Genomic DNA, 15,140 nt, shown 5'->3' on the forward strand with positions numbered 1-15,140 from the left:
TGATCCGCAGAGCGGCCGCGAGCTCCAGTCGCACGCCGCGCTCCACGACCTCGGTCAGGACCCGGCCGTTGCGCGTCGCCTCGCGAAGCGCCTCACGCCGCATCGCATCGATCCGCACCAGTCGCTGGGCGGCGAGCACCGTCATCATGTCGGCCGCCTCGATGACCAGATCGAGCTCGTCGGGGAGCATCCGATCGTCGAGTTCGGGGTCGTGTGACATGCTTCAACAGTAGAACATACATACGACACACGGTTCTAGGCGGTGGGGCTGAGATTCGATACCACGCCTGCTGCAGGGATGCCGATCTCGTCGAGCCAGTCGGAGAGGAGTGCTGCCATGAGACCGGGGCGCTCGTGAGGAAGTGCATGTCCGGCGTCGCCCGCGGTCACGACAGTGGCACGGGGGTATTGATCTCCGAGGCGCTGTTGCCGTTCCCAGCCGACCCAATGATCGTGTCGGCCTGAGACCACGAGCACCGGAGTCTCTACGGCCACCGTGTCGGGATCCGCGGCGTGCGGTCCCGCGGTGATCGCGCTCTCCAGCGTCTGCTCGTCGACCTCCCCGACGACGGGCAACACCGCGCGACGGAATCGCTCGAGTGTGTCCGCCGTCCGAACGACGAAGTACCCCTCGTACTCGGCCCGCTGATCCGGATCGAGTGCAGTGGACACGTGATCGTCTCGAACCACTGCCGGCGCAGGAATGCGCTGTTCCCCGGGAACGGCCGGGCAGATCAGCGCGATCCCGGCGATCCGGTCGGGATGCCGGGCCGCGATCGCGCGCGCGAAGTGTCCGCCGAACGAATGCCCGAGTACGAGAAATCTGCCGGTCGGTGCTTCCCTGTCAAGGAGGCGGTCGATGAGTTCCAGCACGTCATCTGGTTGCCGAACTCCTGATGAGGGGCGGGAGTCGCCGTGACCGGGCAGGTCGAGGTACACCCGACGAACTGGCCGTGCATCGATCATCGGCTCGAGGAAGTCGCGCACCTCGCCCCTCGCCGAGTATGCGCCGTGAAGGGCGAGGAGCGGGATGCCGGTGCCGACCGCGTCGTAGGCCAGCGAAGCGGTATCGCTGAACTGAACCCTCATCGTCATGTTCGCCGTGATGGAACTACGCTGTGACGGCGGTCGCACGGATGGACACGAGGATCCCGGGCAGTTCGACGCCGAGCTTCGCGACGTATCGCGCCGGTGCGGCTGACGGGAACCAGCGTGCGTACTCCTCGTTGAGCCCTGCGAAGTCCTCCGGCCGCGTGAGGAGGATGCCGATCTCGACGACGTCCTCCAGTCCCGCCCCGCCCGCCTTCAGGATCGCCTCGCAGTTGGCGAGCGCCTGGCGCGTCTGCTCCTGGATGGTGTCGCCGGCCAGGGTCCCCGTGCCCACGTCGATGCCCACCGTGCCCGAGACGTACACGTGCGTCCCGGCACGCACCGCCTGACTGTAGAACGGCGAGCTCGGAGCGTCCGACGTGGTGATGATCTCCCTGGGCATGGCGAGCCTCCTCATTGAGTGGGTACCGCTGCCGTGCATGCTGGCAGAAGACCACAGGCAGTGCCAGAGGCCAGGCGGGATCGAGGGGTCGTCACGTTAGCATTCGGGGATGACGAAGCCCGCTCCGAGGGAAGACGCGCCGATCGAAGATGTGCCGATCGGCGGTGAGGTCATCCGCCTCGGGCAGTTCCTCAAGTTCGCCGGGCTCCTCGACTCCGGTGGGAACGTGAAGGAGGCTATCATCGACGGCTATGTGACCGTGAACGGCGAGGTCGATCGCCGCCGCGGACGGCAGCTGCAGCTCGGCGACATCGTCAGCTTCGAGGGGCGCCGGGTCCGCGTCTGCCCGTGACCCGGCCCGGGCGGGGCAGCGGTGGGGGCCTGGAACACGAGCCGGCTCGCGGAGAATGAAGGGATGGAGTCGTGGGAGATGCGCGAGTGGTACGCCGAGTACATCGACGCGTGCAACCGGCACGACCTCGACGCCGTCCGATCGTTCGTCCATCCGTCGGTGCGCCGGGCGCACCTGCCTGGTGGCGCCGATGCGTGGATCGCCGACATGGCCGACCTCTTCCAGGGGTTTCCGGATTGGCGGTGGCGCCGCATCCAGCTCGTCGTGGAAGACGACCGCCTCGCCGCACATCTGCGCGGCAGCGGCACGCATCTCGGCACGTTCCGCGGCATCGCGCCGACCCGGCGCCACGTCAACGTCGCGGAGTTCGCGATGTACCGCGTGACGAGCGGGCGGTTCTCGGAGTTCACCGGCTCGGAGAACGGCCTCGAGCTGCGCACGCAGCTCGGACAGTAGTCCAGCCCGGTGGGTTACTCCGGCGCGTACTTGAACGAAAGCTGGATCCGGGCGCGGAACAGCAGCGTCCCGTCGTCGCCGACGACGACATCCTGTTTCGTCACCTCGGCGACGCGGAGATCGTGCAGCGACCCTGCGGCGGTATCGATGGCTTCTCGTGCCGCCTCCTCCCAGGACGAGGCACTCGTGCCGATGACATCGATCACTCGGTAAACGCTCATGCTGACCCCTCATCACTGGATGCGGACAAGTCCATACTGATCGTGCCCGGGTCCGTAGGGAAGGGCCCCACCCGGCGTCAGCCGCCGGCCGCGGGGATCGTCCTGCGCATCACGGTCTTGCTCTTGCCGATGTGGCGCTCGAACGTGAATCCCGCCTTCTCGAACATCGCCCTCGTGCCGTTGTGCAGGAACGACGACGACGTCCTCCTGCCGGGGGCGAGCTCGTTGGGGAACGAGACCACCTCGCCGCCACCGGCCTGCGCGATCAGCTCGAGCGCGCCGTCCAGGGCCTCGCGTGCCACTCCCGAGCGTCGGTGGTCGCGATCGACGAAGAAGCAGGTGATGCGCCAGGGAGCCGGCTGCGTCTCGCCCCCGTCGTACTGCTTGCGGTGGTAGATGTTCGGCAACTCGGCCGGACTGCCGAACTCGCACCACGCGATCGCATCGTCGCCGTCGAAGACGAGCGCGGCGTGCGCCACGCCCTCCGCCACGAGTCGCTGCTTGAACGTCGGCCCGTCGTACTCGTCCTTGACCGTCTGCTCGGTGTCGCCGTGGAAGTACGAGCAGTAGCACCCGCCCCAGACGCCGTTGTGCTTCTGCGCGAGCGCCAGCCACGCCGGGAACGTCTCGGGAGTGAGCGGCTTGATCACGTGCGCAGTCGTCACGCGCGTGCCGGACGGGACGGTCTCATCGGCCATGGCAGCATCCTTGCGTCGGTGCTGCCAGTCTGGGACCGAACTCGGACCCTCGACAAGTGGCACGGCCACCGATCGGGCGGGCCGGCGACGTGCCGCCCACCGAGATCGGTGACCGAAAGACAGGCCGGCGTCAGCCGAGTCTGCCGAACGTCGTGTCGATGTCGGCCATCTCCATCGCCGCGGTGGCTTCGATGAGCGCCAGCAGCTCCGGGTCGGCGCCGGGAGAGAACTCCTCGGGTCGCTCGGGTGCGATCTCGATGGGCACGCCCTCGGGCGCCTGCTCGGTGGCGTCGAGCTGCGTGCCGTCGTCTGACGGCGACATGCCCTGGAAGATCCTGCCCGCCTCGGACTGGTCGCCGAGGTCGAAGGAGTACTGCTTGCTCTGCAGGCCGAGGTCCAGCAGTCGCTTCACCTCGGGGAACCGCTCCGCGCTGGTCTTGGGGATCGGGAGCGCGGTCCGCCAATTGACACCGAGCGTTTCGAGGGCCTTGGCGTAGGCGTTCTCATGCGCCTGGTCTCGCACGATCAGGTACGAGATCGTGGATCGGGCCATCTTGTTGTCGGTCATCTCGTACAGGCGGCATTTCTGGAGGCGGCCGGTGGACTCGAGCATGAGGTTGTAGAGCAGGTCGAGGACGAGGTTGCCGGAGTTGTAGACGTAACTGCCGCTCCAGGGGTTTCCGACCGCGTCCACCGGCAGTGCCCCCTGAGCCCCCACCAGATAGTGATGGATGTTCCCGTGGTCCAGCGCGATGCTCAGCGGGGTCGCGCCGCGCGCGCCGGGCTGGTCGACCGGATCGTCCGGCTTCCCCTGATACGCCGGCGATCCGTCGAGCAGACGGGCGATCGTCGTGCCGATCAACTCGACGTGACTGATCTCCTCGGTTCCGATGCCCTGGAGGAGGTCCTTGTAGGGCTTCGCGTTGGCGCCGCGGAAGTTGATGCTCTGGAACAGGTACTGCATCATCGTGCGCATCTCACCGAACTGACCACCCAGCCCTTCCTGCAAGGCGTTGGCCGCGGCGGGATCTGGCTCGTCCTGCTCGATGGGGTTGATCAGGTTCTGCAGGTGAAAGTACATGGCTTCTCCTCCGGTGTCGGCGAATGTACGGAACACCCTCGGGCCCCACATTCGGGGTCGGCACCGGGATGGACACGACGGCAGGCGACGCGTACTATCCGCCCCGTGAATTCGCATGCGCAGGGGAATGGCACGACCGTGGAGCAATCGGGAGGATTGTCAATCGGATGCCGGCACGCGCCGTCCTGCGGCGGTCTTCGCCGCGACCGCGTGGCAGACACATCGAATCGGCAAGCTGGGCCACCGATGCGATGCGCCTCTTGCACATGTGAGGCCGCGAACTACTCCCAGGTCGCGGTATCCGGATCGATCCCGTGGTGGCGCGCGGATCCGTCGATGCTCTGACGGAACCACGTGGCGAGGCCGTCTCCCATCCCGTTGTAGTACGACGAGAACCCTGGGTCGGCCTCGAACATCCGCCCCAGGCACACCTGCATCTGTCGCGTCAAAGGGAAGAAGTTGGAGAACAGTTCCCGGTGGCGCTCGGCGAGTTCATCCGCCTCCTCGCTGCCCGGCTCGACGCCTCGGCTCACCGCATCGACGAGGTCGTGCTGGAGTGCGGACATGGCCTCGGACAGCGCCCGCCACTGGGCCGGTGATCGAGACGCGGAGCGCTCCGCGAATTGCGCCCACTGCCTCGACCGTCCCCAGACGAAGCGGGCCGCGCGCGATTGCTGCGGGTCCCACTCTTCGCCGAAGACCTCACGCTGCTCGTCGTCGCTCATCAGGATGCCGCGCTCGTGCGCGTCAGTCATGCGCTCGAGTCGTCCGTCGAGCTGCTGCAAATCGTGAATCCGTTCTGCCAGCTGTGCGCGCTGCTCGCGCAGCGTGCCTCCGATGTCCGCGGTCGCATCATCGAGCACCTCACGAATCGCGTCGAGCGCCAGCCCGGCCTCGCGATACGCCACGACCCGGCTGAGGCGCTCGAGGTCATCCCAGGTGTAAAGGCGGTAGCCGGCAGGCGTACGGCGGGACGGCGATGCGAGACCGATCTCGTCCCAGTGGTGGAGAGTGCGCACGGTCAGTCCGAGGAGATCGGCGGCGACGCCGACCGTCGCATCCTCATCGATCTCGCTGTCAACCGTTGATGTCATTGTGCTCCTCCTTCGGAGTCTCCCGGCGCGAAGATCCCTACAGACGCGAAATCGCGCGCCACGTCGCTGTCGGGCGCGAACGGCGTCGCCGCCGTGAACGTGACGTGCGCCCCCTCCGGAGTGACGACAGCGATGTCGCGAGTTCTCCAGGCCGTGTCGTACGGTCCTGTCACCGAATCCGGTGACAGTTGTCGACATGCCGCGGCCACGGACTCGAGCTGGCCGAGGACGCAGGAGACGAACACCTGAACCGGGGACGCCGCTGACGGAGCCGCGTGGTCGTCCGCGGGAACCAGCAGAACATCCTGGAACGCCCACCGTCGCAGATGGACGATCTGTCCAGGAACGCTGAACAAGTCGACGAAGCCGAGTCCGCGTACCCAGAAATCGGTCGACGCGCTAAGGTCCCTCGTCCGGATCTTCACGAACATCGGCATCGCGTAGATGCCGAGGAACGGATCGGGCGCGACCGCGTCCGGGCCGTCCGGAACGGGGCTCATCTCGAATGCATTGAAGTAGTCAGCCACGTGAGACACTCTGGGTCCTCACGTCGCGTGAGGGTCAAACTCGCGCCTCATCTCGCGTCGCCACGACGTTCACCCCTCGCCCGAGCGCTCCCATCGACGGTACGACCGCATGCCATGCGCGACGGCCAGACGGATCACCCAGTAGCAGAACAGGAACAGCAGGACCAAGCCAAGGATCGTGGCGCTGATGTAGATCACCCAGAACAGGAGCACCTGATTCGGATCCGAGAAGTCGAAGGTCATGGCCTCAAGGTAGTGGTGTCGTGCGCTGCTGACCCGCAGCCCCTCCTATCGCCATGTTGCACCCGCGCGGATAGTGAGGGCATGGACGCCGCCCCTCGGGGGTCGGCCGGGCGCGAGGCCGACGAGCTTCAGCGCAGACGGCAACGAGCAACTGACGTCGCAGCAGACGACGTCGCGCGTGAGCTGAATGACCTGCGTGCACGGGCGTATGGTCCAGAACCCGACATCGGAGCCGACCCAGCGGCCATGTTGCGCTTGATCAAGCTCGAAGCGGCCCATATCGCCGCGCTGCCGCCCGTCAGCGCCACCGCGTCTGCCGACTACCCCACGGCCAGGGGTGCGCGCCAGGGGGAGACCCGCCCCGGACGAGCGCGGCTCGAACGAGTCCTTGTCGTATTCGGGCATCGTGAACTCTTCCGTGGAGGAGGTGTCGATCTTCAGCCCGTCTTGCAGGGTGTTGACCGCGGCAACGTCGGCACGATCCGCCGGGTCGACCAGGATGCGGGATGCCACGAGTACCCATGGTGTGTCGAACTCACTCGTCGTGAGCTCGTACGTGCCGCCGGAATGGAAGACCCGGTTGATGTAGTGGTCTTCGTTGACCACCATCACGGACATGTACCGTTCGCCCGCGTCCGGCAGCGTCAGTGTGGCGCCATCGCGGATGTCGACGATGGCGAGGCGTCGGAGTCCAGCCTCGCCCACCACTCGATGGTTTCCATGCGGCCACCATTGCACCAGCTGAAGCCGGCCGAAAGCCGGTCGCTCTGCGAGCGTCGTCATGAACGTTTGAGTTCGGGTCGCGGACTAGCCTGCCACGAGAAGTGCCCGGGCACGAGCGTTGACGAGGATGTCAACGTTGTCGGTGCGCTGCTCCGCGGACCCACGGCCATACGGGAGTGTTCTCACCTCGTCGCGAACGATGCCACCGAGTAGCTGGCTCACGATCAATGGGTTCGGGTGGATGTGGGGTCGATCCCAGAAGGGCACGATCGCCTGCGTCGCCGTGGTGAGGCCGAGAGTGTTCTGCTCGCGCAGCAACGCCTCTAGTGCACGGGCGAGGCCGGACTGTCGATCGGTGTCGTCGTCGGCGTGGAGCGTCTTGTTGAGCGGCTCGCCGAGTTCCTTCGCGCGCGTGAGGCGGTTGAACGACGTGCCGAACCATTTCGCGTAGGGCGGCCAGCGTCGTTCGAGCATGAACGCCAGGTGCATGGTGATCTGAGTCAGGCGGGCGGCGATGACGCGAGCGCCGGCTTCGTCGCCGACCTCGGCGGCGCGGCTCATCAGCGGGAGTTCCTGCGCGAGCCGGATCCAGTCGCACGCGAGGATGTAGCGCCAAACGTCGTCGGGGTACCAGGCCAGAGCATGCCGGGTCGCAATGAGCGCTCCGTCGATATCAATGAACACGGGACCGGCGGTGACCTCGAGTGCGGCTTGTCCGGTGAGCGACAGCCAGTCTTCGACGGACGGGTCTGTGCGCGGGTCGAAGCCCAGGCGTGCGTCAAGAAACTCGGAGACTGAGGTGACGTCCACGTGGTGGCGGCGCTCGGTCTGACCGGTGAATGCGAAGCGGGTCGGGAGTCCCTCGTACGTTTCGGGAAGCTGTCGCTCGAGTTCTCGGTCTACCTCGTTGACGGCGTCGGCCGGTACGAACAGGTTCAGTCGGAGGCCCCAGTCATGGTCTTGGGAGGTGACGTCATCGAATCCAAGGACGTCGGAGCCGGAACCGACCCGGCCCGCAGCATATGGGAGGTGAGGGAACCGCTCCGCGAGTATTGGGCGCACCAGATCCGAGTGGTAGTGCCGCGCAAGATCGACGCCGCTCCAGCCGGTTTGCTTCACGGTTCGATCCTGCACGACTCGACTGATCGCGTGCGAACGTGGGTCGTCTGGCGCGCAGATGAGAGCCCCCTGCAGCGCACTCTCTTGGCAGCGGGAGTTGGACCCGGCTAGTCGCCGTCCGCGGCACCGGCACCGGCATCGCCATCGACCTCGACGGCGAAAGGCTCCGGGTGTCCGACAATGGCGGTAGATGTCGTGGAGGCATCCCCCGCCCGAAGTTTGGCTGCCTCGAGTGCCCGGTCAATGGCGAGGTCCATGTCCGATCCAGGATGAACGTGTTGGCCGTCGCTTGACATGTTGCCTCCTGCGGCGAGCATATCCGCAGAGCAAACAGCAATGCGCGCGCGGCAGGGTCGCTCCGTGACGCAGCTTAAGCCGCGCGGGTTCAGCTACTCGGTAACCATGTCGGCGTGGCGATGAGCGACCTTCCACGCACCGCCTTCTCGGCGGTACACCTGAGTGGCCCGCAGTGTGAAACTACGCGGCTGGCCATTGACCGAAGTTGAGATGTGCTCCAGGCCAGCGGTATAGGCCATGTCATCCACAACGTCGTCGTACGCCTGCAGTTCGAACGTGTAGGACGTGCAGTCGGAGAAGTTCTGCTCGAGGTGTGTGAAGGTCTCCGCCACCTCCCGTTGCCCGTACGCGTTCCGCCACGCGCCCAGGATGCTCACGGGTTCGTTATGGGACCACAGCGCTCGTCGCGGGTCTGCGTCGCCGTTGTGAAGGGCCTGTTCCGCTTGGTACAGCGCTGAATCGACCCATGCCAAGAACTCGTCGCGGTCGGTCATGCCTCAGTATGCCTCCGGCCTGGCGGGCGTGCACAGGCGTGATGGGGAGTATGCGGGCACCATGGAGGAAGTGGGGACTGCGCCGAACAGCACCGCTCTCGTGTGAGGACGCCAGCCGGTCTGCCTCCGCACCCTTCGGCGCCGGCACCAACGTTCGATAGCCGGTCCTCCTGCGTGCAGTGATGCACCGGCGTGGTCTTGATCGCCGAAGGACGGCACCCCGTCAGTAGAAAGGGAGCTGCGGATCGTGCACCACGTGGATGCTCATGGCTGGAACGGCCGACGCGCACTGCGGTGCCCATTTGACCCGCCCGGGGTTACCGCGCGGATAGGTGCGCCAAAGGGGCGCGGCGGGCGCACACTGAGGCCACGCGCCGTACAGGGCCGCGGTGAAGCCGCGCTGCCAAACCGCCGGGCCGGAACCCCGCCCGCAGAGGGCGTGTCGGCGTCGCCCCGATAGGATGGGGTGTAACCGTCCGATAACGGGGGAGTAGCCCATGCCAGGCATCGTGATCGTCGGAGTCCAGTGGGGAGACGAGGGCAAGGGCAAGGCCACCGACCTCCTCGGTGAGCGCACCGACTGGGTGGTCAAGTTCAACGGCGGCAACAACGCCGGCCACACGGTCGTGATCGGCGACGAGAAGTATGCGCTGCATCTTCTGCCCTCCGGCATCCTGTCTCCCGGTGTCAACGCGGTCATCGGCAACGGCGTCGTGGTCGATCTCGAGGTGCTGTTCGCCGAGCTCGAGGCGCTTCACGCGCGCGGCGTCGACGCGTCGCGGCTGCGCGTGAGCGCGAACGCCCACATCATCACGCAGTACCACCGCACGCTCGACAAGGTCACCGAGCGCTTCCTCGGCAAGCGTCAGATCGGCACGACCGGCCGGGGCATCGGTCCCGCATACGCCGACAAGATCAACCGCGTCGGCATCCGTGTGCAGGACCTCTTCGACGAGAACATCCTGCGCCAGAAGGTCGAGGGAGCCCTCGACCAGAAGAACCACCTCCTGGTGAAGATCTTCAACCGCCGTGCGATCACGGTCGACGAGGTCGTCGACGACCTGCTCTCGTACGCCGAGCGCCTGCGGCCGATGGTCGCCGACACCGGGCTGCTGCTGAACGAGGCGCTGGATGCCGGCGACGTCGTCGTGTTCGAGGGCGGCCAGGCCACGATGCTCGACGTCGACCACGGCACCTACCCCTTCGTCACGTCGTCGTCGGCGACCGCCGGCGGCGCCGCCACCGGCTCGGGCGTCGGCCCCAACCGCCTGGACCGCATCGTGGGCATCGTGAAGGCCTACACGACGCGCGTCGGCTCGGGGCCCTTCCCGACCGAGCTCTTCGACGAGAACGGCGACTTCCTGCGCTCGCGCGGCTTCGAGTTCGGCACCACGACCGGGCGCCCTCGTCGCGTCGGCTGGTACGACGCGCCGATCACGCGCTACGCGACCCGCATCAACGGCATCACCGACCTCGTCCTGACCAAGCTCGACATCCTCACGGGCCTCGACCAGATCCCCGTGTGCGTGGCGTACGACGTGGACGGCGAGCGGTTCGACGAGATTCCGGTGAACCAGTCCGACTTCCACCACGCGAAGCCGATCCTGGAGTACTTCCCCGGCTGGAAGCGCGACATCTCCGGCGCCCGCAGCTTCGACGATCTCCCCCGGGAGGCCCAGGAGTACGTGCTAGCGCTCGAGGCGATGAGCGGCACGCGCATCTCGGTGATCGGCGTCGGCGCCTCGCGCGATGCGGTCATCGTCCGCCACGACCTCGTCGATTGACGCGGTCGCGGCTCCGATGAGATTCCTGCTGGGCGGCTACACCGCCGACATGGACGGCCGCGGGAGCGGGATCGGGATGCTGCTCGCCGGCGCGCCCGACGACGCCTCCGCCGGTGGCGCGCTCGCGTTCGCGGGCGACGTCGCGACCACCGACTCGCCGTCGTGGCTCGCGCCGCACCCGGGATCGGGGAGCGTGACGAAGGGCCACGTCGTGTACGCGGCGCTCGAGAAGCGCCGGCAGGTGCAGGCGTTCCGCCGCACCGGCGACGCCACCTTCGTGCCGCTCGGCGCACCCGTCGCGGCCGGCGAGGCGGTGTGCCATGTAGCGGTGTCGCCCGACGGCCGCGTCCTGATCGCCAGCTGCTGGGGCGACGGCCGCGTGGTCCGGATGGACCTGGATGCCGCGGGCCGGCCGTCGTCGCCGGTCCTGGCACCTGCGGCGGTCGACCCGTACGGGCCCGACGCCGCGTCCGCCCCGGCCTCGGCCGGCGACATCGACCTCGTCGCCGCGGCCCGCGCCCTGCGCGAAGCCGCGGGAGCCGAGTATGCGCATCTCGTGCCCGATCACGACGGCGCCGACAAGGCCGAGGCCGATGCCGATGCCGATGCCGATGCGACGCGTCCGTCCCGGGCGCACCAGGCCGTCTTCCTGCCCGGCGGGCTCGTGGCGACGACCGACCTCGGGTACGACGTCGTGCGCTTCTGGCGAGACGGCGGCGATCGGCTGCGGCCGATGCAGCAGGTGACGCTCCCGAAGGGCAGCGGACCGCGGCACATGGTGTGGCACCCGAGCGGTCACCTGTACGTCGTCACCGAGCTGTCGTGCGAGCTCTTCGTGCTCGCGCCGTCGATCGACGGCACGTGGCGCTTGGTAGGTGGCACCCCGCTCGGGGCGGGCACGCTCCCCGGTGACAGCGCTGCGGAGCTGGCGCTCGCGCGCGACAGCCAGTTCGTGTACGCCGGCGTACGCGGCAGCAACACCCTCGCCGCGCTCCGCGTGCGCGGCGCGGGCGACGAGGTCGCTCCGGTCGCGCTCGTCGACGCCGGCGTCGACTGGCCGCGGCACCACGCGGTGGTGCGCGACATCCTGCTCGTCGCCGGGCAGCTCTCGGACGAGGTCGCCTCGCTGACGCTCGATACGCGCACCGGCGTGCCCGGCCGCGTGCGGCATCGGACCGACGCCCCGTCGCCGACCTGTCTGCTGCCCCTGCGCTGAACGCGGAGCGATCGCGTCGGGTTGTATAGCCTGGTCGGGGTCGGAAGGCGGGAATGAGTTCGAACACGACGCTGAGCGGCGCCGCGCGGGGACGCCTGCTCGCCTTCAACGGGTTCGTCTGGATCTTCGGGCTCGTCGTCATCGTCATCATCGGCGCCGTCCTGCTCGCCGAGACGGGTGACGAGGTCTCGGCATCCGACGACTACGCGTATGAGCCGTGGCTGAACCCCGATCCCGTGCTCGCGGACGACGAGGGTGATGGCGTGTACAGCGGGGTCGACGGCGCGATGGTGCCGCTCGACGGGCTCGATCCGGCACAGCCGCTGCTGATCACCGAACTCGATGACACGTACGTCGGCAGAGTGTCGGTGACCGGTCCCGGCGGCGAGATCCTCACCGAGGGCGAATACGGCGGGCCCGCCGAGTTCGAGTCGTACATCGCATCCGACGGCCACTGGGTGATCGTGCCGCAGGCCGACGTCGAACTCTGGATCGACGGGTTCAGTGACGAGCGCTGGCGCATGAAGGTCACCACTCCGCCGGTCGAGGAGCGCTCGGGCACGGTGAGCGGCTTCGGGCCCGCCGTGTTCGCGCTCGACGCGACCGCCACCACGGCGCGCGTCAGCATGCGCGGCGAGGGCCGCGTGAGCATCGAGACCGTCACATCGGCGGGCGTGACCGAGGTGTTCAGCGAGAACGAGCCCACCGACCGCTCGATCGCCTGGGCCGACGGCGAGCCCGTGCTGTTCGTGATCGACGCCTGGGACGACGCCGGCTGGACCATCGTCTTTCCCGAGGACGCGGCATCCACCCCCGCCGGCACACCCGCGCCGACGCCCGAGCCGGGCGCCACAGGGGTGAGCCCCTGATGGCGGGCGCCGATCGCATTCGGCGGTTCTCACTCGTGACCTGGATCGTCGGCACCATCGTCATCGCGGCGATCGCCTTCACCGTGCTGCCGCAGGTGGCGGTGAACCCGCAGACCGGCGACGTGTACGTGGGCGAACCCGGCGAGGAGGACTATCAGCCGTGGCTCGCCGACGATCCGCAGGAGTACGAGATCGTGGACGGCGTGATCGACGGCACCGCCGCGGGCGGCTTCCTGCGGATCGACGGTGGTTCCGACCTCCTCATGCTCGAGAATCGCGAGGGCGCCGGCGAAGCCGACTGGGTGCGCGTCTTCCAGCAGCAGGGCGTCGAGTTCGACGTCGATTCCGAGCAGTGGCAGTACCCGGCCTACCTCGGCTCGCTGTATCCCGATTCCGACGTCCTGGTGCTGCCGGGCGCGGAGGACGGGCTGCTGTGGTTCTCGCCCTCGCTCACCGACTGGACCGCGCGCGTCTCGACACCGGAGGCACTGCCGATGGGCGAGACCGCCACCGGTCAGGGCAACGCCGTGCTGGTGTACGAGGGCGAGGCCTTGAGCGGCCGGTTCCAGCACACCGGGAGCGGCCTGTTCGTGGTCGCGGTCGTGACCGTCGGCGGGTGGGACCTCCTCGTGAACGAGTTCGACGAGGTGGACGTCCGCGCCTCCTGGGAGCCGACGGATCGCGTCGTCTTCCAGGTCGAGGCCGACACGGGCGATGGCTCCTGGACCATCGCGCTCGACACGCCCGCGGGCGATCCCGCGCCCTCGACGACCCCGACACCAGCGCCGACGCCATGACGCGGCATCCGACCGACAAGGAGCAGACGTGACGTTCGCCGACACTCTCACCGAGGCGTTCAAGGCGCGCCTTCCGCTGCTGTACATCGAGACCGGCGAGGAGGTGCGCGCGATCGGCGCGATCTCGGACGCGGCCGAGACGCAGCGGCACCCCCGCGCCCTCTGGACCTGGACGGCGGCGCTCGGGCTGCTGGGCCCCGACGGCAAGGCCGTGGCGAACACCGCGAACCCCGCGCGGGCGCTCCAGCACGTCGCCGGCATCCACGACCCGAGTGTGTTCGTGTTCTGCGACCTGCACGCGTACTTCGGCGGCGAGCACCGCGCCGGCGACCCCGCTCTCGTGCGCACCGTGCGCGAGACGGCGCTCGAGTTCCGCCACGGCGACGTGTCGCGCACGCTCGTGATCACGGCGCCGGTGCGGGTCATCCCGCCCGAGCTCGACGAGGTCACGCACCTGCTCGACTTCCCGCTGCCGACCGCGGCCGAGATCCGCGGGCTCCTCGAGACCATGATCGACAACAACGCGTCGGGCGACGGCAGGATCCGGGTGGATGCCGACGACACCGCCCGCGACCAGCTCGTGCACGCGGCACTCGGCCTGTCGATGGCCGAGGCCGAGAACGCGTTCGCCCGCGCCATGGTGAACGACGGGCGCCTGTCGGGGCATGACGTGCCGATCGTGCTCGACGAGAAGCGCCAGGTCGTCCGCAAGTCCGGCGTCCTGGAGTTCGTGCGGGGCGAGATCGACCTGGACGACGTCGGCGGGCTCAACAACCTCAAGCGCTGGCTGTCGCGCCGTGACGGCTCGTGGCTCGGCGACGCACGCGCGTACGGACTGCCCGCCCCTAAGGGCGTGCTCATCACCGGCGTGCCGGGCTGCGGCAAGTCCCTGACCGCGAAGGCGACCGCGGCGTCGTGGGGGCTGCCGCTGCTGCGGCTCGACATCGGCCGCATCTTCTCGGGCCTCGTCGGCTCGAGCGAGCAGAACCTGCGCACCGCGATCGCCACCGCTGAAGCGGTCGCACCGTGCGTGCTGTGGGTCGACGAGATCGAGAAGGGCTTCTCGAACACGACCGGCCAGGGCGACTCGGGCACGACGGCGCGGGTCTTCGGCACCTTCCTCACCTGGATGCAGGAGAAGCGCCACCCGGTGTTCGTCGTCGCGACCGCCAACAACATCGACGCGCTGCCGCCGGAGTTCCTGCGCAAGGGCCGGTTCGACGAGATCTTCTTCGTCGACCTGCCGACGGCCCACGAGCGCGAGGTGATCTGGCGGCTGCAGCTGCGCTCGCGCGCGACCGACGCGAACGGGCTCGAGGCGGTGGCATCCGACGACGCGGCGATCGCGGCGCTCGTGGCCGCCAGCGAGAACCACTCCGGTGCCGAGATCGAGCAGTCGGTCGTCTCGGCGCTGTACGAGGGCTTCACCACGCGCGGCGAGGTGACGGCCGACGTGGTGCGACAGGTCGTGGATACGATGATCCCGCTCGCCGTGACCCAGGCCGAGGAGGTGCAGCGCATCCGCACGTGGGCGACCGAGCGTGCGGTCCGTGCCACCGGCAGCGAGGATCTGGACCCGGCCGAATCGACCGGCGCTGTCGCCGAGGGTGCACTGTCGTCGCGTCGCGGCGGCCGCACTGTGGACTATTGAGCACCACAACCGCCGCCGACGGAAGG

General features: G+C 68.2%; 19 protein-coding genes and 1 pseudogene. 7 read left to right on the top strand and 13 right to left on the bottom strand.

All coding sequences use genetic code 11. The annotated features are described in order from the left end of the window. From B1729_RS03080 to B1729_RS03090, 3 genes and pseudogenes are all read right to left on the bottom strand, one after another. A pseudogene (locus B1729_RS03080) lies at positions 1-220 on the bottom strand (HNH endonuclease); the annotation flags it as partial. Between the two features lie 35 nt (positions 221-255). Next, a complete protein-coding gene (locus B1729_RS03085; RefSeq protein WP_163620863.1) occupies positions 256-1,095 on the bottom strand; it encodes an alpha/beta hydrolase in 840 nt (279 codons plus the stop codon). Between the two features lie 16 nt (positions 1,096-1,111). Continuing rightward, positions 1,112-1,492, bottom strand: coding sequence for a Rid family hydrolase (locus tag B1729_RS03090; RefSeq protein WP_163630630.1), 381 nt, complete (start codon positions 1,490-1,492; stop codon positions 1,112-1,114). Between the two features lie 109 nt (positions 1,493-1,601). Between B1729_RS03090 and B1729_RS03095 the strand changes: the two genes are divergently transcribed. Then, positions 1,602-1,844, top strand: coding sequence for an RNA-binding S4 domain-containing protein (locus tag B1729_RS03095; RefSeq protein ID WP_163620865.1), 243 nt, complete (start codon positions 1,602-1,604; stop codon positions 1,842-1,844). A 63-nt stretch (positions 1,845-1,907) separates the two neighbouring features. Further along, positions 1,908-2,300 carry an ester cyclase gene (locus B1729_RS03100; protein WP_163630631.1) on the top strand — a complete coding sequence of 131 codons (393 nt, stop codon included), beginning with the start codon at positions 1,908-1,910 and terminating at the stop codon, positions 2,298-2,300. A gap of 14 nt (positions 2,301-2,314) precedes the next feature. On the opposite strand, the gene B1729_RS03105 is transcribed toward B1729_RS03100, so the two are convergent. The 10 genes from B1729_RS03105 to B1729_RS03150 form a co-directional block, all read right to left on the bottom strand. After that, on the bottom strand, positions 2,315-2,521 hold the full coding sequence (locus B1729_RS03105; RefSeq protein WP_163620867.1) for a dodecin family protein: 207 nt from the start codon (positions 2,519-2,521) through the stop codon (positions 2,315-2,317). Positions 2,522-2,598: 77 nt separating this feature from the next. Beyond that, on the bottom strand, positions 2,599-3,219 hold the full coding sequence (locus tag B1729_RS03110) for a GNAT family N-acetyltransferase (RefSeq protein WP_163630632.1): 621 nt from the start codon (positions 3,217-3,219) through the stop codon (positions 2,599-2,601). A gap of 130 nt (positions 3,220-3,349) precedes the next feature. After that, positions 3,350-4,300: a manganese catalase family protein gene (locus B1729_RS03115; protein WP_163630633.1), complete on the bottom strand. Its 951-nt coding sequence runs from the start codon at positions 4,298-4,300 to the stop codon at positions 3,350-3,352. A gap of 281 nt (positions 4,301-4,581) precedes the next feature. Further along, positions 4,582-5,394, bottom strand: coding sequence for a MerR family transcriptional regulator (locus tag B1729_RS03120; protein ID WP_163630634.1), 813 nt, complete (start codon positions 5,392-5,394; stop codon positions 4,582-4,584). After that, positions 5,391-5,921 carry a VOC family protein gene (locus B1729_RS03125; RefSeq protein ID WP_163620871.1) on the bottom strand — a complete coding sequence of 177 codons (531 nt, stop codon included), beginning with the start codon at positions 5,919-5,921 and terminating at the stop codon, positions 5,391-5,393. The genes B1729_RS03120 and B1729_RS03125 overlap by 4 nt, the downstream gene beginning before the upstream one ends. Before the next feature lie 69 nt (positions 5,922-5,990). Next, positions 5,991-6,164: a hypothetical protein gene (locus B1729_RS03130; protein ID WP_163620872.1), complete on the bottom strand. Its 174-nt coding sequence runs from the start codon at positions 6,162-6,164 to the stop codon at positions 5,991-5,993. 45 nt (positions 6,165-6,209) lie between these two features. After that, positions 6,210-6,947 carry a DUF1254 domain-containing protein gene (locus tag B1729_RS03135; protein ID WP_163630635.1) on the bottom strand — a complete coding sequence of 246 codons (738 nt, stop codon included), beginning with the start codon at positions 6,945-6,947 and terminating at the stop codon, positions 6,210-6,212. A gap of 24 nt (positions 6,948-6,971) precedes the next feature. After that, positions 6,972-8,006, bottom strand: a complete 1,035-nt coding sequence (locus tag B1729_RS03140) for a DUF4037 domain-containing protein (protein ID WP_163630636.1) — start codon at positions 8,004-8,006, stop codon at positions 6,972-6,974. A gap of 107 nt (positions 8,007-8,113) precedes the next feature. Then, on the bottom strand, positions 8,114-8,263 hold the full coding sequence (locus tag B1729_RS03145) for a hypothetical protein (protein ID WP_163630637.1): 150 nt from the start codon (positions 8,261-8,263) through the stop codon (positions 8,114-8,116). 132 nt (positions 8,264-8,395) lie between these two features. Further along, a complete protein-coding gene (locus tag B1729_RS03150; RefSeq protein ID WP_163630639.1) occupies positions 8,396-8,797 on the bottom strand; it encodes a nuclear transport factor 2 family protein in 402 nt (133 codons plus the stop codon). Positions 8,798-9,294: 497 nt separating this feature from the next. Between B1729_RS03150 and B1729_RS03155 the strand changes: the two genes are divergently transcribed. From B1729_RS03155 to B1729_RS03175, 5 genes are read left to right on the top strand one after another with little or no spacing between them, the layout of a single operon-like run. Further along, on the top strand, positions 9,295-10,581 hold the full coding sequence (locus B1729_RS03155; RefSeq protein ID WP_163620877.1) for an adenylosuccinate synthase: 1,287 nt from the start codon (positions 9,295-9,297) through the stop codon (positions 10,579-10,581). 16 nt (positions 10,582-10,597) lie between these two features. Beyond that, a complete protein-coding gene (locus B1729_RS03160; RefSeq protein ID WP_163630640.1) occupies positions 10,598-11,797 on the top strand; it encodes a beta-propeller fold lactonase family protein in 1,200 nt (399 codons plus the stop codon). A gap of 53 nt (positions 11,798-11,850) precedes the next feature. After that, a complete protein-coding gene (locus B1729_RS03165) occupies positions 11,851-12,666 on the top strand; it encodes a hypothetical protein (protein WP_163630642.1) in 816 nt (271 codons plus the stop codon). Between the two features lie 35 nt (positions 12,667-12,701). Beyond that, entirely contained in the window at positions 12,702-13,463 is a 762-nt protein-coding gene (locus B1729_RS03170) for a hypothetical protein (protein WP_163630644.1), read from the top strand. A 28-nt stretch (positions 13,464-13,491) separates the two neighbouring features. Next, the gene (locus B1729_RS03175; protein ID WP_163617841.1) at positions 13,492-15,114 is read left to right on the top strand and encodes an AAA family ATPase; all 1,623 of its coding nucleotides are present in this window, start codon (positions 13,492-13,494) and stop codon (positions 15,112-15,114) included. The last annotated feature ends 26 nt before the right edge of the window (positions 15,115-15,140 follow it).

It is taken from the genome of Microbacterium sp. B35-04 (assembly GCF_010634885.1).
GTDB lineage: Bacteria > Actinomycetota > Actinomycetes > Actinomycetales > Microbacteriaceae > Microbacterium.

Excerpts from the sequence above, each read along its gene's own strand:
- B1729_RS03085 (WP_163620863.1), bottom strand. The coding sequence starts at position 1,095 with ATGACGATGAGGGTTCAGTTCAGCGATACCGCTTCGCTGGCCTACGAC.
- B1729_RS03090 (WP_163630630.1), bottom strand. The coding sequence starts at position 1,492 with ATGCCCAGGGAGATCATCACCACGTCGGACGCTCCGAGCTCGCCGTTC.
- B1729_RS03095 (WP_163620865.1), top strand. The coding sequence starts at position 1,602 with ATGACGAAGCCCGCTCCGAGGGAAGACGCGCCGATCGAAGATGTGCCG.
- B1729_RS03100 (WP_163630631.1), top strand. The coding sequence starts at position 1,908 with ATGGAGTCGTGGGAGATGCGCGAGTGGTACGCCGAGTACATCGACGCG.
- B1729_RS03105 (WP_163620867.1), bottom strand. The coding sequence starts at position 2,521 with ATGAGCGTTTACCGAGTGATCGATGTCATCGGCACGAGTGCCTCGTCC.
- B1729_RS03110 (WP_163630632.1), bottom strand. The coding sequence starts at position 3,219 with ATGGCCGATGAGACCGTCCCGTCCGGCACGCGCGTGACGACTGCGCAC.
- B1729_RS03115 (WP_163630633.1), bottom strand. The coding sequence starts at position 4,300 with ATGTACTTTCACCTGCAGAACCTGATCAACCCCATCGAGCAGGACGAG.
- B1729_RS03120 (WP_163630634.1), bottom strand. The coding sequence starts at position 5,394 with ATGACATCAACGGTTGACAGCGAGATCGATGAGGATGCGACGGTCGGC.
- B1729_RS03130 (WP_163620872.1), bottom strand. The coding sequence starts at position 6,164 with ATGACCTTCGACTTCTCGGATCCGAATCAGGTGCTCCTGTTCTGGGTG.
- B1729_RS03135 (WP_163630635.1), bottom strand. The coding sequence starts at position 6,947 with ATGACGACGCTCGCAGAGCGACCGGCTTTCGGCCGGCTTCAGCTGGTG.
- B1729_RS03145 (WP_163630637.1), bottom strand. The coding sequence starts at position 8,263 with ATGGACCTCGCCATTGACCGGGCACTCGAGGCAGCCAAACTTCGGGCG.
- B1729_RS03150 (WP_163630639.1), bottom strand. The coding sequence starts at position 8,797 with ATGACCGACCGCGACGAGTTCTTGGCATGGGTCGATTCAGCGCTGTAC.
- B1729_RS03155 (WP_163620877.1), top strand. The coding sequence starts at position 9,295 with ATGCCAGGCATCGTGATCGTCGGAGTCCAGTGGGGAGACGAGGGCAAG.
- B1729_RS03160 (WP_163630640.1), top strand. The coding sequence starts at position 10,598 with ATGAGATTCCTGCTGGGCGGCTACACCGCCGACATGGACGGCCGCGGG.
- B1729_RS03165 (WP_163630642.1), top strand. The coding sequence starts at position 11,851 with ATGAGTTCGAACACGACGCTGAGCGGCGCCGCGCGGGGACGCCTGCTC.